18 protein-coding genes are annotated in these 19,881 nt (G+C 57.9%); 1 reads left to right on the top strand and 17 read right to left on the bottom strand.

Features of this window, described 5'->3' with window-relative positions; translation table 11 throughout:
* Nucleotides 1–179: 179 nt before the first annotated feature.
* The 12 genes from IF205_RS05960 to IF205_RS05905 form a co-directional block, all read right to left on the bottom strand.
* Nucleotides 180–2,351, bottom strand: a complete 2,172-nt coding sequence (locus IF205_RS05960) for a methyl-accepting chemotaxis protein (RefSeq protein ID WP_259782378.1) — start codon at nt 2,349–2,351, stop codon at nt 180–182.
* A gap of 53 nt (nt 2,352–2,404) precedes the next feature.
* Nucleotides 2,405–3,196 carry an SDR family NAD(P)-dependent oxidoreductase gene (locus tag IF205_RS05955; protein WP_259782377.1) on the bottom strand — a complete coding sequence of 264 codons (792 nt, stop codon included), beginning with the start codon at nt 3,194–3,196 and terminating at the stop codon, nt 2,405–2,407.
* Nucleotides 3,193–3,960, bottom strand: a complete 768-nt coding sequence (locus tag IF205_RS05950; RefSeq protein ID WP_259782376.1) for an SDR family NAD(P)-dependent oxidoreductase — start codon at nt 3,958–3,960, stop codon at nt 3,193–3,195. The genes IF205_RS05955 and IF205_RS05950 overlap by 4 nt, the downstream gene beginning before the upstream one ends.
* Before the next feature lie 4 nt (nt 3,961–3,964).
* Nucleotides 3,965–4,984: a proline racemase family protein gene (locus IF205_RS05945; protein ID WP_259782375.1), complete on the bottom strand. Its 1,020-nt coding sequence runs from the start codon at nt 4,982–4,984 to the stop codon at nt 3,965–3,967.
* Nucleotide 4,985: 1 nt separating this feature from the next.
* Nucleotides 4,986–6,464, bottom strand: a complete 1,479-nt coding sequence (locus tag IF205_RS05940) for an aldehyde dehydrogenase family protein (RefSeq protein ID WP_259782374.1) — start codon at nt 6,462–6,464, stop codon at nt 4,986–4,988.
* A gap of 12 nt (nt 6,465–6,476) precedes the next feature.
* Nucleotides 6,477–7,715, bottom strand: coding sequence for an NAD(P)/FAD-dependent oxidoreductase (locus tag IF205_RS05935; RefSeq protein WP_259782373.1), 1,239 nt, complete (start codon nt 7,713–7,715; stop codon nt 6,477–6,479).
* 54 nt (nt 7,716–7,769) lie between these two features.
* Nucleotides 7,770–8,648: a dihydrodipicolinate synthase family protein gene (locus IF205_RS05930; RefSeq protein ID WP_259782372.1), complete on the bottom strand. Its 879-nt coding sequence runs from the start codon at nt 8,646–8,648 to the stop codon at nt 7,770–7,772.
* Nucleotides 8,649–8,748: 100 nt separating this feature from the next.
* Nucleotides 8,749–9,489, bottom strand: a complete 741-nt coding sequence (locus IF205_RS05925; protein WP_259782371.1) for an amino acid ABC transporter ATP-binding protein — start codon at nt 9,487–9,489, stop codon at nt 8,749–8,751.
* A gap of 11 nt (nt 9,490–9,500) precedes the next feature.
* Entirely contained in the window at nt 9,501–10,565 is a 1,065-nt protein-coding gene (locus IF205_RS05920; protein WP_259782370.1) for an amino acid ABC transporter permease, read from the bottom strand.
* Between the two features lie 11 nt (nt 10,566–10,576).
* The gene (locus IF205_RS05915) at nt 10,577–11,041 is read right to left on the bottom strand and encodes an ABC transporter permease subunit (RefSeq protein ID WP_259782369.1); all 465 of its coding nucleotides are present in this window, start codon (nt 11,039–11,041) and stop codon (nt 10,577–10,579) included.
* Between the two features lie 33 nt (nt 11,042–11,074).
* Entirely contained in the window at nt 11,075–11,746 is a 672-nt protein-coding gene (locus tag IF205_RS05910; protein WP_259782368.1) for an ABC transporter permease subunit, read from the bottom strand.
* Between the two features lie 67 nt (nt 11,747–11,813).
* A complete protein-coding gene (locus tag IF205_RS05905) occupies nt 11,814–12,857 on the bottom strand; it encodes a transporter substrate-binding domain-containing protein (RefSeq protein ID WP_259782367.1) in 1,044 nt (347 codons plus the stop codon).
* Nucleotides 12,858–13,012: 155 nt separating this feature from the next.
* Between IF205_RS05905 and IF205_RS05900 the strand changes: the two genes are divergently transcribed.
* Nucleotides 13,013–13,762 carry a GntR family transcriptional regulator gene (locus IF205_RS05900; RefSeq protein ID WP_259782366.1) on the top strand — a complete coding sequence of 250 codons (750 nt, stop codon included), beginning with the start codon at nt 13,013–13,015 and terminating at the stop codon, nt 13,760–13,762.
* A 353-nt stretch (nt 13,763–14,115) separates the two neighbouring features.
* Here the strand turns inward: IF205_RS05900 and IF205_RS05895 are convergent, their stop codons facing one another.
* Genes IF205_RS05895 through araD form a run of 5 tightly spaced genes read right to left on the bottom strand, consistent with a single transcriptional unit; the run spans nt 14,116 to nt 19,877 of the window.
* Nucleotides 14,116–14,730 (bottom strand): 2-dehydro-3-deoxy-6-phosphogalactonate aldolase, encoded by a 615-nt coding sequence (locus tag IF205_RS05895; RefSeq protein ID WP_259782365.1) that lies wholly within the window; start codon nt 14,728–14,730, stop codon nt 14,116–14,118.
* Entirely contained in the window at nt 14,727–15,647 is a 921-nt protein-coding gene (locus tag IF205_RS05890) for a 2-dehydro-3-deoxygalactonokinase (protein ID WP_259782364.1), read from the bottom strand. Before IF205_RS05890 ends, IF205_RS05895 begins: the two co-directional genes overlap by 4 nt.
* Before the next feature lie 12 nt (nt 15,648–15,659).
* The gene (locus IF205_RS05885; protein WP_259782363.1) at nt 15,660–17,192 is read right to left on the bottom strand and encodes an aldehyde dehydrogenase (NADP(+)); all 1,533 of its coding nucleotides are present in this window, start codon (nt 17,190–17,192) and stop codon (nt 15,660–15,662) included.
* Between the two features lie 17 nt (nt 17,193–17,209).
* Entirely contained in the window at nt 17,210–18,148 is a 939-nt protein-coding gene (locus IF205_RS05880) for a Gfo/Idh/MocA family protein (RefSeq protein ID WP_259782362.1), read from the bottom strand.
* Nucleotides 18,135–19,877, bottom strand: coding sequence for an L-arabinonate dehydratase (gene araD / locus IF205_RS05875; protein ID WP_259782361.1), 1,743 nt, complete (start codon nt 19,875–19,877; stop codon nt 18,135–18,137). Before araD ends, IF205_RS05880 begins: the two co-directional genes overlap by 14 nt.
* Nucleotides 19,878–19,881 lie beyond the last annotated feature (4 nt).

Below are 19,881 nucleotides of genomic sequence, written 5' to 3'. Positions count from 1 at the left end.
CCCCGGGAAGGGAACCCCGCGTCTTGTATTGCCCTTGCGTTTGAACAATGTCCATTTGTTCTGACGACAGACAATATCCATCCCAAACAAAGACCCGCCTTTCGGCGGATCAGTGGAACGCAGGTATCGCAACCTCAAAATCAAGGCGCCTACCACGGGGCGGTGATTGACGATATTCGTCAGACTGACCTGATCCTGGCGGCAAAACCCTGCAGTTCCTGCTGCATAATCTGCGCCTGTTTCGACAAGGCATCGGCAGCCTCCAGAACGCTTGAGGCCGCCACATTGGTCTGTGCCACCGCACCAGAGACGGCAGAGACATTTTCGGAAACCGCACTCGTGCTGCCGGAGGCATGTTGGGCATTGCGGGCGATTTCCTGGGTTGCCATTCCCTGCTGTTCCACCGCGGAGGCGATGGAGGTGGATATCGTGTCCAACTCGCCGATGATATCGCTGATCTCCCGGATCGAACGGGCGGAAGCGCCTGTCGCCGACTGGATACCGGCCACCTGCTGGGAAATCTCCTCCGTCGCCCTTGCGGTCTGGGTAGCAAGCGATTTCACCTCGCTGGCGACCACAGCAAAACCCTTGCCGGCATCGCCGGCCCGTGCCGCCTCGATGGTGGCATTGAGGGCGAGCAGGTTGGTCTGTTCCGCGATGTCGGAAATCAGACTGACCACCTCACCGATCCGCTCGGCGGTCTCCACCAGGCCGGTCACCTGTCTGTTGGTGTCGCGCGCCTGGGAAGATGCCCTCGACGACATATCGGTCGACTGAGAGACATTCTGGTGGATCTCCCGGATGGAGGCGGAAAGTTGTTCGGCGGCTGCCGCCGCTGTTTGTACATTTTCCGATGCACTGTTGGATGCACCAGCCGCCTCCCTCGCCTGACGGTCCGCATCCCTCGCGGTTTCGGACAGGCTCCGTGCGGTTTGTGTCATGGAAGCCGCAGCCTGAGAAACCGCCTCCACCGCCTGCTGCATCGATTGCGTGAAATGGCTGACCAATTCGTCCAGCGCCCTGGCACGTTTTTCCCGTTCAACGGATTCCGCTTCCTGCTCGGCGCGAAGGCGGCGACGCTCCGCGGCATTCTCCTTGAAAACCGTCAGCGCCCTAGCCATAGCGCCAATCTCGTCGCCGCGGCCTTCATCCTTCACCTCAACGTCCAAGCCGCCTTCGGCCAGATCCTCCATGGCGCCGGTCATGGTGGTGAGCGGTCGGGTGATGCCGCGGGAAACGACTATCGTTACAAGGACAATGATAGCCAGCAGGACTGCAGTGACCGTCAGCATGATCATCTGCATTTCGCGGACCGGCGCGCCAATTTCCCCCGTCGCCTGGGACGCCACGACGATCCATCGATGTCCCAGGAAATCCAAGGGGGCGAAGGCAGCCAGGACCTTGATCCCCACCGGATTGACGAAGGTATCAGAGCCGCTTTCCCCTTTGACCGCCGCCTCGACCACGGCCGGGATCACCTCAAACCGCATGAGCGCCGGATCATCGGACAATCTTGAATTACTGCGCCACAATCCATCGGTTCCGGCCAGATAGGTTTCGCCGCTGTCGCCCAAGCCAGCCACGGTCTGCATGATGGCGTCCAGCCTGCTGACCGGAAGCTGGATGGCCAGCACCCCCTTATAGCGCCCATTCGTATAAATGGGCTCGGCAACAAAAGCCGCCTGTTTTCCGGCATTGGGCTCATAGGCTTCAAAATCGATGAAAATCTGCGTGCCTTCCGCGGCTTCGGCCGCTGCGCGGAAGGCCTTGGCAAGGCCGCTGTCCTTGAACAGTCCCTCCAGAAGATTCTCGCCGAAATCCTGATATTTGAAGACCGAATAGACCAGATTACCGCCGCCGTCGATCAGATAGAGATCATCATATCCCCGGGCCAGACTTTCCTCGGCAAACCAGGAATGGTATCGAACATGCTGCTTCATATAGTCGGATTTATCGTCATTGCCCTCATAGAGATGACGAGCCTCCGGATTGGGATTTTCATCGACAAAGAGGCGCTGCAATTCCAGTCTCGGGGCATCTTCGTAATTATTGTAAAGCGCAGGATCCTTGAATTTCAGATAGGCATACGAGAAGCGCGAAACGGCAATCCCGACAGTCCTGTTGGAGACCAGAAAATGCAGATTCGCCGACACGCCCTTCAGATAATCACCGATAGCCTGTTTTTTGGCTAAAAGCACGCCGGACAATTTGTTTTGATTTGATTCATGCGCCAGCGATTGTGCCTGAAAGACACCGGTGCCCCCGAGCGCCAGCCCGAGAATCAGGACCGAACCGATCACGAGCAGGGGGATTTTCTGAGAGATTTTCAAGCTCTTCAGACTAACCGACATAATCCGCGCCTCCTGTTTGTTGCCCTCATCAACCTGATATGCACATTGTCCATTCAGGCCACCGGCTGCGCGCCTGTGATCTCAATCAAGGCGCCGCATAGATACGGGACTTCGCCTGAAGCAAGAAAGGCGGCCAGCGCTGCGATCTCATCCGGCTCGCCAATACGCCCGAAGGGCACGAGCCTGTTTAAATCTTCGACTGTTCGGCCCGACCGGGCCAACCCGGATTCCAGCATCGGCGTACGCACCTCGCCCGGGCATACGGCATTCACCCGGATTTTGTCGGGGGCATAGTCACGGGCGAGATTTTGGGTAAAGGACGCGACCGCGGCCTTGCTCACGTTATAGGCGATATGATCGGGTGCGGGATATAAGCCCCATTGCGAAGCTGTATTGACGATGGCGCCGCCGCCCGCCGCTATCATCGGCGGCAATACCGCCCGGCAGAGGTGAAACATGGAATCCAGATTGACGGCAAAGCTGGCATGCCAGTCTTCCTCGGTGATCGAGAGAAGATTTCCCCGTCGATTGATGCCGGCATTATTGACCAGGACATCGATGCTGCCGTGGCGGTTCAGGACCTCATCAACAAGCACACGGCAGGCCGCGCCATCGGAAATGTCAGCCGCGATGGCATGCGCCGTCCCTCCTTCTTCGCTAATTCGATCTGCCACGTCCCTAGCGGCGTCGCCATTCAGATCCGTGACGACGACGCATGCACTTTCCGCAGCGAACCGTCGGCATACAGCTGATCCGATACCGCCCCCACCGCCGGTCACAATTGCGATCTTGCCTTCAAACCGGGGCGCAAAATTTGACCTCACATAGGGACTTTCGTATGTCATCGGATGTAACTCCCGCCATTCACGTCCAGCGTCGCGCCGTTGAGGGATTTCTGCGACGGTCTCAGGACAAAGGCGACAAGCTCCGCAATCTCCGACGGCATGGCCATGGCCCCCGTCGGAATATCCCTGACTGCCGCCGCCTCGCCGAAACGCGCGATGTAATCCTCCGCCATGTCCGTGCGAACCCATCCGGGCGCGACCGCAACGGCGGTGACACCGTCCCGACCAAAGCTGCCGGCAATCGATTTGGTTAAATTGATAAGGGCTGCTTTCGCCGCGCCATAGGGCATGGCGTCGGCGCTGTAGCCGCGCTGACCGGCTCGGCTGGCCATATTCACGACGCAGCCACCACCGCAGTCGCGGAAATGCCGGATCGCGGATCTGCAAAGATCAACGGCCGCGAAGAAGTCGACCTGGAATTCCCGATGCCAGGCTGCCTGCCACTGATCAAGAGCATCGTCGATTGCGATTTCACTGCGTATACCCGCATTGTTGACGAGGCCGTGGATGCGCCCCGCACGGGAAACCGCTTGATCCCATAGGGCCGCCGCCCCAAGGGGATTGGCCAGATCTGCCTGGATGATCCAACCCTCGCCGCCGATACGTTCGAGAAGAGCGGTAGCGGCCTTCTCATCCCGCCCATATTGGATGATCGGGCGGGCGCCCTCCAAAGCCAGCCGTTCGACGATGGCTGCCCCGATGCCCCCGCTCGCGCCGGTCACCAAGATGCTTTGTCCTGAAAGCGGCTGTTCCACGTTCGGCATCTGCTCATCCTCCCCAAGTGTCGGATAGTGTGAAACCGTGGGGGAACGGGTCCGTCGGGTCGAGGCCGACCTGGCTGATCCCGTAGATCCAGCATTGGCCCGAGACCCGATTGCGCGTCGCGATATAGGGGCCGACCCGGGTTTCTTCGACGAACTCCGTTAAAAACTCGCCACCGATAATGGAGCGGGAAATCACGACATCCCCAGGCTTCATCCGGCCCTCGGCATGGCGCACAGCCATGCTGGCGTTGGAACCGGTACCACATGGCGAGCGGTCAGCGCGTCCCGGCCGCAGGGTCGTGCAGGTGCGGATCGCCCCATCAGGCTCCTCGCTGCGGAACATGACATAAGCGAGGCCGTTAAGCGCTGGAATCGTAGGGTGCCGGACTTCGGTCGCTTCCGCGATCCGGTTGCGGAGACACACCCCGCTCATCGCCAGATCGCGGGCATTTTCCGGCGCGATCGTCAGCCCCAACTGGTCCACATCGACCAGGGCGTAAAAAACGCCGCCGAAACACAGGTCATAGGTGATCACTCCCCATTCGGGGGTATCGATTACAGCTCCCTTCGACGCGACAAAGGACGGCGGCATATCGAGCGTCACCCTGATGACTTTACCGTCTTCACACTGGGCCACCGCACGGACCAGACCGGCCGCAGTGTCCAAGGTCACAACGGTTTCCGGCTCCACCATCTCCTTCATCCCGGTTTCCAGGATCGCGGTGACGGCGCACATGGCATTTGACCCCGACATGGCATGGGCCTGGTCAGGCTGCAGCACGATGAAGCCGGTATCAGCCTCCGGCGTTGTCGCCGGAAGCAGAAGCACCACGGAGCCTGCCGGGCCGCTTCTCGGTTCGGAGCAGAGAAAGCGGCGCAGGTTGTCATCGACATCGTTGATATGGGCCAGCTTGGCCGCCATCGTGGCGCCGGGGATGTCAAGAACACCTCCGGTAACCACCCGACCGATCTCACCGGCACAATGTACATCAACCAGTTGCAGGCTCCGTTTCCAACGCATCATTCTATTCCTTCAAATACCAACCCCAGGGTTTGGATCGATCATAGGAGGTGATCTGTTTGGTCTCGAGATAGTTGTTCAGGCCCCATTCCCCCAATTCGCGACCAATGCCGGATTGTTTGTAACCGCCCCAGGGCGCTTCCACGAAGGTGGGCTGGGAGCAGTTGACCCAGATGATCCCGGCCCGGAAGGCGCGCGCAACGCGGTCGGCGCGTTCCAGATCGTTGGACATGACCGCAGCGGCAAGACCGAAACGGGAATCATTGGCCAGCCGGATCGCCTCTTCTTCCGTCTTGAAGCTGCGCACGCAGACGACAGGACCGAAGATTTCTTCTTTCCATATCCAGCAATCCGGGGACACATCGGCAAAGATGGTGGGTTCCACATAGCAGCCGTGCTCCAACCCCTTAGGAATGCCACCGCCGCAGACCATCTTGGCATCCTCCGTCTTGCCACGTTCAATCGCCGCCAGGACTTTATCCTGCTGGCTCTGGTTCACCAGTGGCCCCAGTAACACGCCTTCCTCCAGGCCATGACCGATCCTGATCTTGCGCGCTTCCTCAACCAGGCGCTCCATAAATTTCGGATAGATGGCCTCCGCGACCAGGACACGCGAGGTTGCGGAGCAGACCTCCCCCTTATTCCAGAAGATACCGAACAGCACCCATTCGACCGCCTCGTCGATCTTCACATCTTCGAAGACGACAAGCGGGGATTTACCGCCCAGTTCCAGGGTGATGGCTTTGATGTCCTGCGCGGCGGTTTGCATGATGCGCCTGCCCGTCGGTACCGAGCCGGTGAAGGCCAGTTTGTCGACGCCGGGATGTTCCGCCAGACGTTGCCCCGCATCGGGACCGAAACCGGTCACAATGTTCAATGCACCATCGGGCAGCCCAGCCTTCTGGGCAACGATACCGAATTCCAAGGCCGTCATCGATGTGACCTCCGACGGTTTAAGAACCACGCTGCATCCCGCCGCCAGCGCAGGTGCGACCTTCCAGGCGCCCATGAGCATGGGGAAATTCCAGGGAATGACAGCACCCGCCACCCCGACCGGTTCCTTCACGGCCTTGGAGGAGAAACCGTCCATCGACAGAGGGATATCCTGTTCCGGGTTCTGATCCAACTTTTCGGCCAGGTCGGCGTAAAAATGAAAACATCCCGCCGTATCCTCAATATCCCATATCGCTTCTGGCAAAGGTTTACCGTTATCGCGAACTTCCAGACGCGCCAGTTCATCCTTCCGGGCCTCTATCTCATCGCCCATCCGGCGTAGGATTGCGGCGCGTTCGGCGCCGCCCATCCGCGGCCAAGGACCATAGTCGAAGGCTTTTCTTGCCGCGGTAACCGCCGCATCAATGTCTGCGGCTCCGCCGCGGGCGATCCGATGAAACACTTCGCGATTGGACGGGTCGACGACATCGAATTTTTCACCCGACTGCGCGTCAACCCATTTGCCATCGATAAACAATTTATCCTGCATTATATGCCTCCTCTAAAAACGATCGGGCCGATAGGCCGCCATGTCGATATTGGGGACCCTTCCCCCGGCGATCTCCTTGACCAGCCGCCCGGTAGTAGCGCAAAGGGTCAGCCCGAGCTGACCATGCCCGGTGGCAAAAATCATATTCCCCACTTGTGGCGAGCGACCGATAATCGGCTTGGTATCAGGCGTCAGCGGACGACGCCCATAACGCCGCTCCGCCGATCGGGTCTGCAGACCGGGCAGCACGCGCCGTGCCTTTTCGACCAGAATATCCGCACGCCTCCAGTCGGGCTTTGCATTCAATTTGGCGAATTCGATACTGCCCGCCACGGCAAGGCCGCTTTCATAGGGCGTTATGCCGAAACCGCCTTTCGCATAAATCAGCCCATGTTCCACAGCGACACCGGCATCGGTCAGATTGGTTTGGTAACCAATCACGCCTTCAAGCTGGATCCTGATCCCGATATCCTCGGCGAGCTTTTTGGACCAGGCCCCGGCAGCGAGAACATATTGATCTCCCCGAATGATTTCACCGGAAGTGGTCGAGACCCCAGCGACCCGGTCCGCATCACGTAAAAAAGCCGATGCGCCGACGGGTTTCACCACGCCGCCGCGCGCCGCGAAGGCCTTATGAAGATCAACGACGAAGCGCTTGGTATCCACCACGGAGCGCCAGTCCCGGAACACGGCGGCACAGGCAAAATCGATTGCGATGGAAGGTTCCATCTCCTTTGCTTCGCGGCCCGAGATCTCGTCTATACGGAAACCGAGCCTCCGGCGAATCTCGTGGAAATGCCGCTCATGCGCCAGATCCTGTTCACTGTCATAAAGCTCGATTACAGGGGTTTGGCGTAGAAGATCGGACAAGCCATGCTGCGCCAGCAGTGTTTCGATATCCGCCAATGCCCTGAGCGTCAGAACCGAGATATCATTGCTGATAGCCTTGATACGCGACATTCGGGAATTGCCCGCGAAGCGCATGAACCAGGGCAGCACACCGACGAGCGAGGAGCCGCGCAAGGTCAGCGGCCCCATCGGGTCCAGCAGCCATTTCGGCGCGCGCATCAGCGTTCCTGGTTTTGAGAGCGGGATGATTTCGCTGACCGCAATCGATCCGCAGGATGCCCAACTAGCGCCTTCACCGACGGCTCCAGGTTCCAATACTGTTACCTGGTGGCCATCGCCCAGCAATTCCAGCGCACAGCAGATCCCTACAACACCGCCGCCGACAACCACTACATGACTCATATTTGTTATCCAAAAAAATGGGGCAGCGTCACCGCCGCCCCAGGGCGAGGGAGACTACCAGTTCAGGATCGGTTCCATTGCTGCGCGGAAATCGGCCTTTTCCTCCGCCGACAGCGGCTGCAGCGGTGCCCGGCAGTTGCCCACCGGCACGCCCTGCAATTCACAGCCATATTTTACCTTCTGGACGAATTTACCGGTCTCCAGGCTGTTCATTGCCTTGTAAAGCCGGACCATTTTTTCCCGCGCGGCGTCCAGATCTCCCGACTTGTAGGTCCGGTCGAGGTCCACGCAGGCCTTGGCCATGCAGTTGGCCGGACCGCAAATCCAGCTGTCCGCCCCCCAAAGCATGAAATCGAGCGCGATGTCATCGGACCCGGAAACCAGCTGGACCCGGCCATTATAACGGCTGTAGATATCCACCGCGCGCTGCAACAGGCCGGAGCTTTCCTTGATACCGATCACCCGCGGATGGTCCGCCAGGGCATCGATTACATCGAAAGTGACCTCAACGCCGACTTTCGGCGGATAGTTGTAAAGGACGATATTCACATCCACGGCATCCAGCACCGCCTGGTAATGCTTGATCAGCTCGTCTTCCGCCGGCATCGCATAGTAGGGCGCGGACAACAGTACCGTCCGGTAGCCCAGGTCATAGGCCCGTTCGGTATGCTCGATCACCTCGCGTGTGGAGCCGCCATTGGTGCCCGCGATCAGGAATTCGTCATCATTGGCAAAATCGGCGACGAATTTCAGGACTTCAACGCGCTCGTCGGCCGTCATGGCGTTATATTCACCGGTAGAACCGTTCGGCGTCCAGCCGGAACAGCCTGCGGCGCGCAAATGTTTCAGCAAAGCCTCATAGGCCTTGAAATCGATCCTGCCATTCGCGTCATAGGGTGTGACGAGCGCGGGCATAACTCCTGAAAGCTTCATATCTGTAATCCTTACTTATGGACATGTTGAGAGGACCATCCACATCGTCTGACATGCTGTCGAGCGGGCATGGATGGACGGTATCGGGCGCGCAAATTGCCTAATGCCCAAGAATCTGGCTCAGAAACGCCTTGGTCCGGTCGTTCTCGGGATTCTCAAAAAACTGGTCCGGTGGCCCCTGTTCGACGATCTCGCCGTCGGCCATGAAAATCACCCGGTCTGCCATCTGACGGGCGAAGCCCATTTCATGGGTGACGCAGACCATGGTCATGCCTTCCCCGGCGAGACCGACCATGACATCCAGCACCTCAGAAATCATTTCCGGGTCGAGGGCGGAAGTCGGCTCGTCGAACAGCATGATTTCGGGTTTCATGCACAGCGCCCGTGCGATCGCCACGCGTTGCTGCTGCCCCCCCGAGAGCTGCCCGGGATATTTGCCCGCCTGCTCCGGAATCTTCACCTTGGCCAGATATTCCATGGCTACTGCCTCGGCTTCCGCCTTCGGCTGCTTGCGCACCAGGATCGGGGCCAAGGTGCAGTTTTCCAGAATCGTCATATGAGGGAAGAGATTGAAATGCTGGAAAACCATCCCCGCCTCCCGGCGGACAACATCGATATGGTCGAGGTTGTCATCCAGTTCGGTCCCCAGCACATTGATAGAGCCAACCTGGTGATCCTCAAGCTTGTTGATACAGCGGATCAAGGTCGATTTGCCTGACCCAGATGGGCCGCAAACCACGATACGCTCCCCCTGAGCCACTTCCAGGTTGATCCCTTTCAGCACATGGAAACTGCCGTAATATTTGTGCATATCGGTAATACGGATGGCGGTAGTGGACATTGATTCCTCCGTCAGCGGCGGACGACGCCCAAACGGCGTTCCAGATAGGCGCCGTAGCGCGACAATGCGAAAACAAAGACAAAGAAAACAACCGCGACGAAGGTATAGACTTCCACATTCGCGAAATTCCATTCAGCCGTGCCGAAGGCGGCATTACCGGATGCCAGCACATCGAAAAATCCGATAATCACGACCAGGGAGGTTTCCTTCAGGGTGATCACAAACTGATTGATCGTCGGGGGAAGAGCATTGCGAAAGGCCTGGGGCAGCACGATATAGCCGATACGGTGCCAATACCCCATGCCGAGCGCCTTGGCCGCCTCTTCCTGTCCTGCCGGAAGCGCTTGCATGCCACTGCGGATGATCTCCGCCTGATAGCAGGCGAAAAACAGAGCATATCCCACGATCACCCGATAGAGCTTGTCCCCTATCAACCAATCGGGCAGCACGAACGGCAGTACGATGGCAAAAGTGAACATGATCGATAGCAGCGGCAACGACCGTATTGTATCGATAACCAGCCCCATAGCGCGCGACACCCAAGGCAGATCGGACCGGCGCAGCAAAGCAAAAATAATTGCCGTCGGCATTCCGATAATTGCAACAGCGGCAAAAATGAACAGCGTCAGCGAAAGCCCGCCCCAATTCTGTTCAAATACGGGCGTCAATCCGAAATACCCCCCGCGCATCAGAACATAGAAAGCTCCAAAACCGACAAGCCAGAGCGTTGCCAGGCGTTTGGCGTTCCAGAACCAAGGCACACATGACAAAGCGCCCACCAGAATGATCGCGAAGCAGGCAATGCCTGAACGCCATTGTTCCTCGAAGGGATAGAGACCGAAGAGGATCAGCCGCCAGCGCGCGGCAATCACCGACCAGCAGGCACCCGCCTGGCCACAGGCCTCTCGGTCTTCCGCCCCGAAGACCGCTCCAAACAGGGCCCAGTCAAGCAGGTTCCACAAAATCCAAACCGCAACCGTACCAAAAAGTAGCGTTGCAACAGCATCAATCCTGGTCGAGAAATAGCGTTTGCGGATCACGTCGAGGAAGTTGAGGCCGTGGTACACGTTGGTCATTTCCGCCCCCTCTAACTACGTAGCTGCGTGCCCTTGAGCTTGATCGCGTCATTCACGCGATTGAGCACCCAGGCCATCAGGTAGTTGATCAAAAGAAAACCACCCATGAGAATTCCGATCAGCTCAAGAGTCTGACCGCTCTGGTTGATCGAGGTCGAAATCACCATGAAGAAGTCGGAAAAACCGACGGCAATTCCTATGGTCGTGGCCTTCAGGAGCCAGACATATTGGTTGATCATGGTCGGCATTACGGCACGGATCGCCAATGGAAAGCGAATGCGGCTGAATATCTGCCAGCGCGTGAGACCGAGGGCATAACCCGCCTCACCCTGCCCCTTACCAACGGCATTGAAACCTGCGCGAATAATCTCCGCAATATAGCCCCCACCATAGATCGATATGGCAATGATGCAGGCCAGAAGTTCCGGCGAAACGCGAATGCCGTCTCGGTAGTTCAGCCCCTTCAGATAGGGCATGTTGACGAGCGGTGTCTCCGGCAGGCGGCCATGTCATATGAATAGGGCAGCAAGAGCCAAAGCGGCCAGCCATGCCCACCGGCGTAGGTTTTTCTTGCGACCGGTATCCATGCCGCTGAACTGCCGGGCCGCCCCGATCCAAAGCGATAGGCCCGCCGCAATAACAAGCGCCACCGCGCCCAGGAACACGGATTCACCCGTGACATTCAGTCCTGGCATGAAGATACCGCGGCCCGTCAGTGCAATACCGCCGAACAGAAGTGGTACTTCCTTGGGATTGGGCAGGCTGGTAAGCAGCGCATACCAGAAGAAGAGCTGCAAAAGCAGCGGAATATTTCGAAACGTCTCAACATAGACAGCCCCCAACAACTCAGCCATACCGTTGCCGGAAGTGCGCATAACGCCAATTGTCACGCCGATCATTGTAGCCGCCGCCAACGAGATAAACCCGACAAAGAGGGAATTCAGCGCCCCAACCAGAATTGCTCTCCAATAAGGCGATGAAGTCGAATATTCGATCAGGGAAAAATTGATTTTCCAACCGGTTGCGCGGTCCAGGAAACCAAAGCCAGACGTAATGCCCTGCGCCTCAAGATTAACGTGCGCTGTCATCACAAACACCACGACAACCGCCAGCAGACTGCCTACAAAACTGGCCTGAAAGGCTGCATCGCGTACCGACTTATTTTTGAAGAGCTCCAGCATAATACCCCCTCGCATTGCCGCCCGGGAGGCAGGGCTATCCCGCCCTACCTCCGTAGACAGTCAGGGATTAATCGATGATCAGCGGATAGAACACGCCACCATTCTTGTAGAGGCTATTAATGCCGCGAGGCAGCTTATATGGTGAACCGGATCCGATATTTCGATCGTAGATCTCCGCAAAATTGCCGACTTCCTTGATCATATTATAGGCCCAGTCATCCGGCAGGCCGAGGCGCTCGCCATAGCCCGGCGTCACGCCCAGGAACTTCTCAATGGTCGACGACGGCGGATTGGCGCGGATCTCATCGACATTGGCGGAGGTGATCCCATTCGCTTCAGCGAACCACAAGGAGCTGAGCATCCAGTTCTGCACGTCCAGCCAGTCCGGATCACCTTCCGGCACGATAATGCCTTCAGCCTCCAGGTCCAGCACGTCGGGCAGGATCACATGGTCTTTGGGGTTTGGCGCATCCACACGAATTGCTGCCAGGCTTGGCGCCCATTCAATCATGCCGTCGCAGCGGCCGGCAAAATAGGAACTCCGAACCTCATCGCCTTTTTCGAAGACGATGACTTCGGCGTCGATATTGTTACTTTCCAAATAGGTGGCCAGCACACGTTCGGTCGACGTGCCCGCGGAAACGCAGATCGACCCGCCATCCAGATCGGCAACGCCGCTCGCCCCCAGATCGGCCCGCGCCATGACCTGAAAGGCGCCGATGAAATAGGGCTGACTATAGGCGAGATTAAGCTCGGTATCCCGGCTTTGAGTCCAGCCGGAGACCTTGATGACAACGTCGATATCGCCCGATTGCAGCGCTGGCCAACGTTGCGCCCAGCTGACGGGGACGATCTCCAAATGACCGTCGGATTTGCCGAATAGGCCCGCAGACAAAGCCCGGCAAAGGTCGATATCGACACCTTTCCATTTCCCTTTGTCGTCGACTTCCGCAAAGCCCAGGAAAGACCCGTTATGACCACTGCATAACAGCGAACCACGTTTCAAAACAGTGTTCAATCGACTGTTTTCCGCAACATCCGCATAGCTGGCCTGGGCCGTTAGAACAAATGCGGCTGCGGCAAGCGCCAAGCCTTTTTTCCAATTAATCATTCTCGTCTCCCATTTTTTCTCTGTTAGATCAGTCAATCTTTGTCGACATTTTGCATGCATGATTTATGTCGACAATGTGACGACACGTCAATAGAATTGTTATCAACCTGGAAATCGTGTTGACTGCAACAACAAGAAGAATGGAGAGGGTCGCGATGACCGCACCGGAAAAACTGGATGAGAATCAACCACCTGCCGCCAGACATGCAAAGGGCCGCGGCGCCAAATTCGTCTATGATGAACTCCGCCGGGAAATTCTAACGCTTGAGCTTGCCCCGGGAGTACCGCTGGACGAGACGAGCCTGTCTCAACGATTCGCCATGTCCCGGTCCCCTGTGCGGGAAGCTTTGGTCAGGCTCTCAGCGGACGGTCTGGTTGTGATGCTGTCCAACAGGTCGACCCTGGTCGCGCCCGTCAATATGGTCGGCTTTCCGCGTTATGTTGAGGCCCTGGACTTTCTTCAACGGATCAACACGCGGCTTGCTGCGAAATTCCGGACGGACAAAGAAATAAAGCGCATGCATAAATATGCCGAAGCTTTCGACAAGGCCTGTATCGACAATGATTATCTTAAAATGTCGGCAACCAATCGCGACTTTCACATGGCTGTCGCCCTGGCAGGCAAAAACGATTACCTCGCAAACGCCTATGGCAGGCTTTTGGACGAAGGCCGCCGTATCCTGCACATGCATTTCGACTATCTGGCACGCTCAACCACCGAAGGACTGCTGACGTCGGAACATTTCGACATCATAGAGGCAATCAGGAGGCAGGATGTGGCAGAGGCGGACCGCCTGGCCCATGAGCACACACGGCAATTCCATAACCGTTTCATGAACTTCCTTACAGCCCGTTACGAGGATGATTTCGATTTTGAGACATCCTCAATAAGCGAGCTTGCCTGAACAAAAAGCCAGGTCCTAGCGCTTGACGGTGGCGATGACGGCTCAGATCTCGACAAGGAGCGATAATGGCTAGTTTGGCGATGAAATTGCGCTCATCCTGAGTTCCTGGGGACACGAATGACACCAAATCTGACAAATTTGTGCAGAAATGACAGCAACTGCGACACATGCGGACAATAGCTTTGGCAAACTTTTATCTAAGCCATTGATTTACAGCGATGCCAGATGGCAATAACTGTGGCACCCTGTGGGATGCAGCATGCATAGGCTTCGCAATTTCATCGGATCAGCACGCCGCCACTTTGGGGGAGGCATTGTCAGACAATGCCAAATTAAGGGCGCAGGTCATAAATCTATCTGTTGCCTAGGGATTGATCATAGCGCGCCACAATGGCTTGTACGCGGGGGGCAATCACTTCGGCCTTGTCGCCCGGGCGATAGAGCGCGGTGCCCAAACCGAAGCCATCGGCTCCTGCGTCAAACCAGTCGGTGAAATTATCAGGACCGACACCCCCCACGGCGTAGATGGCGGTACGGGATGGAAGAACTGACCGAAAGGCCCTGAGGCCCTGTATGCCGATTTGGGTCGCCGGAAACAGCTTGAGTCCATCTGCACCAGCCCTTAAGGCGGTAAAGCACTCACTGGGCGTCATGACTCCGGGCCAGGAGATCATGCTTGCTTCCTTCGTTGCTGCTATAACATCTGCGTTACAGTCGGGGGAGACGATCAAATTGCCGCCCGCCTGTTTTACCCTTGTCACGTCGTCGACGGTCAGGACTGTACCTGCGCCAACCAATGCCACATCGCCAAAGCCATCGGCGAGCCGGGCGATGCTTTCGAACGGGTGAGGCGAATTCAGGGGGACCTCGATCATTGATATCCCCGCTTCTACCAGGGCGGCGGCAACCGGTTCAATCTCTGCGGGTTCGATCCCGCGCAGGATAGCGATCAGATTGCGTCGGGTCATAAGACTGGTTCTCCTATCCTTTTATAGGCTGTCTTCAAACCAGCCAATGTCATCGCCTCTGCGTCCAGTAGTCTGGCCGAAATGCCGGTGAGTGCCAGAGCTTCGTTGTAGAGAGCTGAGAGTTTAAGGTCACCAATGATCACGACCTCGTCGAGCAGCCACAAAGGGTCGAGGGCGGCGAGTTCCGTCCCGATCAACATCCCGGACAGTTGCGCCCGTGCCACTGCGGCATCCAGGCCTTCGAGTAAATCTTTTGCGCGTAGAGAAAAGAGCCTTGTGGTCAACGTCTGCGGCGGGGCAATACTGTCAATCAGGGTTGCGGCGAAGGCCTTATTGTCCCAACCGCAGTCCGTGACCGTATGACGCAGGACGGACTGCCGCGCTAACAGGCCAAAAAGCTCCCCTGTCATGAATGTCCTGAAGGTGGAGATTGTTCCTCCTGTGATTTGCACCCATTTTGTGTGTGTTCCGGGCAGACAAACGACACCTTCGAAGGTGGGGGCTTGTGCCAGAAGTCCGGCCAGTTGCGTTTCTTCACCGCGTATCACATCGGCCGGTTCTGTTTGGCATAGGCCCGGCAGGATACGAACCCGGAGCCTTGGATCTTTCGTTGGCGGTGTTATGGCACCGGCCGCCGTGGGCGGAGAACAGGGAACCGTCAGATAAGGGGCTTCGGCCCAGCCCTGGCGCGCACCAGCCATCCCGCAAATCAGGACAGGCAGGACCCCGTCGGCGGGGAGCCAGCCAGAGAGCATTGAAAGCAAGACTGGTTCAAAATCCCCGGGTTCAAGACGCCCCATGCCCTGATCGGAAGAACGCTGCTCTATATTCGTGTTGTCGTCCCCGATGAGCCAGGCTCGCAGATTGCTCGTGCCCCAGTCGACGGCAACCCAATTGGTGGGTGCGGAGTGATCCATTGCCATCTGCATTCAAACATTCATCAGGTCTTTGGGGAGCAACGCCTCTGGTATGTCCTGGTAACAGACAGGACGTAGGAACCGTCGTATGGACAGGGTACCAACGGAGGTGTGACCGAAATTGGTGGAGGCAGGATAGGGGCCGCCGTGCACCATTGCGTCACAGACTTCAACGCCGGTCGGGAAGCCGTTGGCCAGCAATCTGCCAGCCTTTCGCTCAAGAATAGGCAACAGGGCCTGTCCTGCTTCCCTGTCTTCCGCGTCCAAGTGGAGCGTGCAGGTCAATTGCCCCTGCAGCCCGTTGGCAATTTCCAACAGTTGCCCCATATCCGCGGCCTTCACAATGATGCCGACAGGGCCGAAGATCTCTTCTCCCAACGTTTCATCGGTAAGCCAGCTTTCGCCGCTTGTGGTGAAGAATGATGGGGATGCCTTTCGGTCCCCGCTGTCGGGCGTTAAATGTGCGTCGACGTCTGCATGCTTTGCGATCCGGTTACGCCCGTTCCGATAGGCCTCTGCGATTGCGCCTGTCAGCATGGCTTGTGGTTCGCATCGTTCAAGCAGGGCGGAGGCAGACGCGATGAATGCATCCAGTTCCGGACCGTCTACGGCGACCAAAACACCGGGATTTGTGCAGAACTGCCCGGCCCCCAGGGTCAGTGAGGAGATCCAGCCCTGGGCGATGTCGTTGCCTCGGGCCTTCAAGGCTTTGGGGAGCAGAAATACTGGATTTACGGAACCCAACTCTCCAAAAAACGGGATTGGATCGGGGCGTGTGGCGCAAAGGTCAAACAGAGCACGGCCACCGCCGAGCGACCCGGTGAAACCCACGGCCCTGATCAACGGGTGTTGTACCAGGGCCGCGCCGGTTTCGTGAGTGCTTCCTTGAACCAGGTTGAAAACCCCGGGATGAATGTCGGAAGTGTGAAGTGCGGCATGGATGGCATCGGCGATGATCTCGCAGGTTCCTGGGTGGGCCGGATGACCTTTGACGACAACGGGGCATCCGGCGGCGAGAGCAGAGGCCGTATCGCCACCTGCGACGGAGAATGCCAGCGGGAAATTTGAGGCACCGAAAACGGCAACAGGGCCGATGGGACGTTGCACCATCTTGAGATCCGGGCGCGGCAGGGGAGCACGATCCGGCAGGGCCGGGTCATGACGCCGGTCGAGATAGGCATCGTTAAGAATATGCGTTGCGAACAGGCGAAGCTGGTTAATCGTGCGACCGCGTTCGCCTTCAAGACGGGCTTTCGGTAGTCCGGTCTCGCTTGCGCCGATTTCGGTTATGGCGTCGGCGCGCCTGTCGATTTCATCCGCGATTGCCTCGAGGAAGGCGGCACGGCTTTCGCGACAGGAAAAGCCATAAGACCAGAACGCCTCTTCCGCGGCTTTTGCGGCCCTGTCGATCAGGGTGGATGAGCCTTGAGTAAAGCAATGCGATGCGCCATGCGCGGGATCAGAGGTGAAGGTCGTGTCACCAGCGACCCATTCGCCTGCAATCAGATGTTTTCCGTGAAGGCGATAGAGAGATGTTTCCAACATGTGTCCGTCTTCGTCTTTCAATCGTGGAAGGCGTCGGTGGTGATGCGTCGACCTAGCAGGAAAGCATCGGCCGCGTGGCAAAGGGGGGCTGTGTCTACGTCACTTTTGCCAGCCTTCAGCAAACCGGCGAAATGTGCATATATGCCGTCATATTCGGACTCCAGCGCGTCGCCTTTGGTTTGACTTTCCCCGTTGATGGTCAACTCTGCGCCACCACCCTTTAGCAAAAGTTGTCCATCGGCGGTTTCAACCTTGATGTCCCAACTTTGCGGGCCTGTTTGGCGGAAATCGAAATCGGCCTGGACTTGCAGTTCACCAGGACCCTGCATGGACAGGCGGGCGGCGATCGGCGTGTCACAGTTTTCAGGGAATTCCAGATCGGCCTTGGTTACATGTACCGGGTCCGGCAGAATTTCCGTCAGGATGGACAGGGCGTTAATGCCGGGATCGAAAACGCCAAGCCCACCGGGTTGCCAGATCCATTGTTGGCCCGGATGCCACCGCCGCACATCCTCGCGCCAGGTGATCGTCACTTTGTGAATTACCCTATTCGCCAACCAGTCTTTGGCCGGGGCGACACCTTTGGCAAAGCGGGAATGCCATGTCGCAAAAAGCACGCGGTTTTGCCTGGATGCGATCTGCCGTAGGGCTTCCACTTCCGAGAGCGAGGCACCGGGTGGCTTTTCCAAAAGGACATGCCGTCCCGCTTCCAGGGCCATGCGGGCCAACTCAAAGCGGACCTGCGGCGGAACGCATAGGGCAACCGCCGAAATGTCCGGCTCGTTTGCCAACAGATCCTTCAGGCTGTGATAGAATGGCAAGTCCTCAAGCCCTGCGTTCCGGCTGACCACAGCCGCCAGCCGAAAGGCCGGAGAGGCGGTGATTGACGGAACGTGTTGGTCCAGGGCGATTTTGCCCAGGCCAACAATTGCTATCGGGGTTTTAGTGGCTTTCACGTGGCACCTCCTTCCCCCGCCCGCCTTTCAGGAAGTCGAAATCGGCGCCTGTATCCGCCCCTTGAACATGTGTGTGGAAGAGTTGGGCGTAGCCACCAACGGGCGGTTCAATCGGTGATTGCCATTCGGACAGCCTGCGTTCGATTTCATCATCCGGCAGGTCCAGATGAAGGCGACGTTCGGCGACATCCAGTTCGATCATGTCGCCCGTCCGGACAATGGCAAGCGGCCCGCCGACGGCGGCCTCGGGTGCGCTATGCAACACGACCGTGCCGTAGGCCGTGCCGGACATGCGCGCATCGGAAATCCGCACCATGTCGGTAATGCCCTTCCGCAGCACCTTCGGCGGAAGTCCCATATTACCAACCTCGGCCATGCCGGGATATCCTTTGGGGCCGCAATTACGAAGAACCATGACGCAAGTCTCATCGATGTCGAGCGCCTCGTCTTCGATCCGGGCCTTGTAGTCGTCGATATTCTCAAAGACGACGGCGCGGCCGCGGTGTTTCATCAGGTGGGGGCTGGCGGCAGAGGGCTTGATGATCGCACCTTTGGGGGCAAGGTTGCCTTTGAGAACGGCAATGCCGCCCTGTGATGTCAGGGCCTTATCGAAAGACCGGATGACATCTTCATTCCAGTTCCTGGCATCTTTCACCTCGTCCCACATGGTGCCGCCGGAAACCGTCAGGGCATCCTTGTGAAGCAAACCTGCCTCCCCCAGCCGTTTGATAACGACCGGCAGGCCGCCTGCGTAAAAGAATTCCTCCATCAGGTAGTCGCCTGACGGCATGAGGTTGACGATGGTGGGAATGTCCCGCCCGAACCTGTCCCAGTCATCCAATGTCAGGTCAACGCCGATCCGTCCGGCGAGCGCCAGCAGGTGAATGACAGCGTTGGTGGAGCCGCCGATGGCGCCATTGGTGCGTATCGCGTTTTCAAAGGCCTCTCTGGTCAGAATGTCCGAGGGTTTCAGGTCGTCCTTCACCATTTGGACGGCACGCCGCCCCGTCATCTGGGCCATGACCCGGCGGCGACTGTCGACCGCAGGGATGGCCGCATTGCCGGACAGCGCCATGCCCAGGGCCTCGGCCATGGATGCCATTGACGATGCCGTTCCCATCGTATTGCAGGAACCGGGCGAGCGGCTCATGGACTGTTCGGCTTCGAGAAAATCCTCGCGCGATATCTTGCCCGCCTTGATGTCTTCGGACATCTGCCACAAGGCAGTGCCCGACCCGAGGCGCTCTCCACGGAACCAACCGTTCAGCATCGGGCCGCCGCTGACGACAATGGCCGGAATATCAACACTGGCGGCACCCATCATCAGGGCGGGCGTGGTCTTGTCGCAGCCGACCATAAGGACAACGCCGTCCAGTGGGTTTGCGCGTAAGGCCTCTTCCACATCCATGGCGGCAAGGTTTCGATAAATCATCGCCGTTGGGCGCAGGCTGCTTTCACCGGCGGAAAAGACCGGGAATTCAACAGGCAGGCCACCTGCTTCAAGGATGCCACGTTTGACACGTTCGGCCAGGTCCCGCAAATGCGCGTTGCAGGGGGTAAGCTCCGACCATGTATTGCAGATGCCGATCACGGGCCTGCCGTCGAACACGTCATCCGGCAGCCCTTGGTTCTTCATCCATGACCTGTGATAGATATTGTCTCGGCTATCGCCGATATACCACTCATGCGACCGCAGCTTGCGCGGCCATGGGGCCGGTGTAAAACTCATTGTC

Origin of the sequence: Aestuariispira ectoiniformans, assembly GCF_025136295.1 — a bacterium.
Classification (GTDB): domain Bacteria; phylum Pseudomonadota; class Alphaproteobacteria; order UBA8366; family Aestuariispiraceae; genus Aestuariispira_A; species Aestuariispira_A ectoiniformans.
Note: the sequence above shows the minus strand (reverse complement) of the source record. Positions and strands in the feature narration are given on the sequence as shown.

What these genes read in the sequence shown, in the direction of transcription:
- IF205_RS05960 (WP_259782378.1), bottom strand. Translation starts at nt 2,351, where the DNA reads ATGTCGGTTAGTCTGAAGAGCTTGAAAATCTCTCAGAAAATCCCCCTG.
- IF205_RS05955 (WP_259782377.1), bottom strand. Translation starts at nt 3,196, where the DNA reads ATGACATACGAAAGTCCCTATGTGAGGTCAAATTTTGCGCCCCGGTTT.
- IF205_RS05950 (WP_259782376.1), bottom strand. Translation starts at nt 3,960, where the DNA reads ATGCCGAACGTGGAACAGCCGCTTTCAGGACAAAGCATCTTGGTGACC.
- IF205_RS05945 (WP_259782375.1), bottom strand. Translation starts at nt 4,984, where the DNA reads ATGATGCGTTGGAAACGGAGCCTGCAACTGGTTGATGTACATTGTGCC.
- IF205_RS05940 (WP_259782374.1), bottom strand. Translation starts at nt 6,464, where the DNA reads ATGCAGGATAAATTGTTTATCGATGGCAAATGGGTTGACGCGCAGTCG.
- IF205_RS05935 (WP_259782373.1), bottom strand. Translation starts at nt 7,715, where the DNA reads ATGAGTCATGTAGTGGTTGTCGGCGGCGGTGTTGTAGGGATCTGCTGT.
- IF205_RS05930 (WP_259782372.1), bottom strand. Translation starts at nt 8,648, where the DNA reads ATGAAGCTTTCAGGAGTTATGCCCGCGCTCGTCACACCCTATGACGCG.
- IF205_RS05925 (WP_259782371.1), bottom strand. Translation starts at nt 9,489, where the DNA reads ATGTCCACTACCGCCATCCGTATTACCGATATGCACAAATATTACGGC.
- IF205_RS05920 (WP_259782370.1), bottom strand. Translation starts at nt 10,565, where the DNA reads ATGACCAACGTGTACCACGGCCTCAACTTCCTCGACGTGATCCGCAAA.
- IF205_RS05915 (WP_259782369.1), bottom strand. Translation starts at nt 11,041, where the DNA reads ATGCCCTATCTGAAGGGGCTGAACTACCGAGACGGCATTCGCGTTTCG.
- IF205_RS05910 (WP_259782368.1), bottom strand. Translation starts at nt 11,746, where the DNA reads ATGCTGGAGCTCTTCAAAAATAAGTCGGTACGCGATGCAGCCTTTCAG.
- IF205_RS05905 (WP_259782367.1), bottom strand. Translation starts at nt 12,857, where the DNA reads ATGATTAATTGGAAAAAAGGCTTGGCGCTTGCCGCAGCCGCATTTGTT.
- IF205_RS05900 (WP_259782366.1), top strand. Translation starts at nt 13,013, where the DNA reads ATGACCGCACCGGAAAAACTGGATGAGAATCAACCACCTGCCGCCAGA.
- IF205_RS05895 (WP_259782365.1), bottom strand. Translation starts at nt 14,730, where the DNA reads ATGACCCGACGCAATCTGATCGCTATCCTGCGCGGGATCGAACCCGCA.
- IF205_RS05890 (WP_259782364.1), bottom strand. Translation starts at nt 15,647, where the DNA reads ATGGATCACTCCGCACCCACCAATTGGGTTGCCGTCGACTGGGGCACG.
- IF205_RS05885 (WP_259782363.1), bottom strand. Translation starts at nt 17,192, where the DNA reads ATGTTGGAAACATCTCTCTATCGCCTTCACGGAAAACATCTGATTGCA.
- araD (WP_259782361.1), bottom strand. Translation starts at nt 19,877, where the DNA reads ATGAGTTTTACACCGGCCCCATGGCCGCGCAAGCTGCGGTCGCATGAG.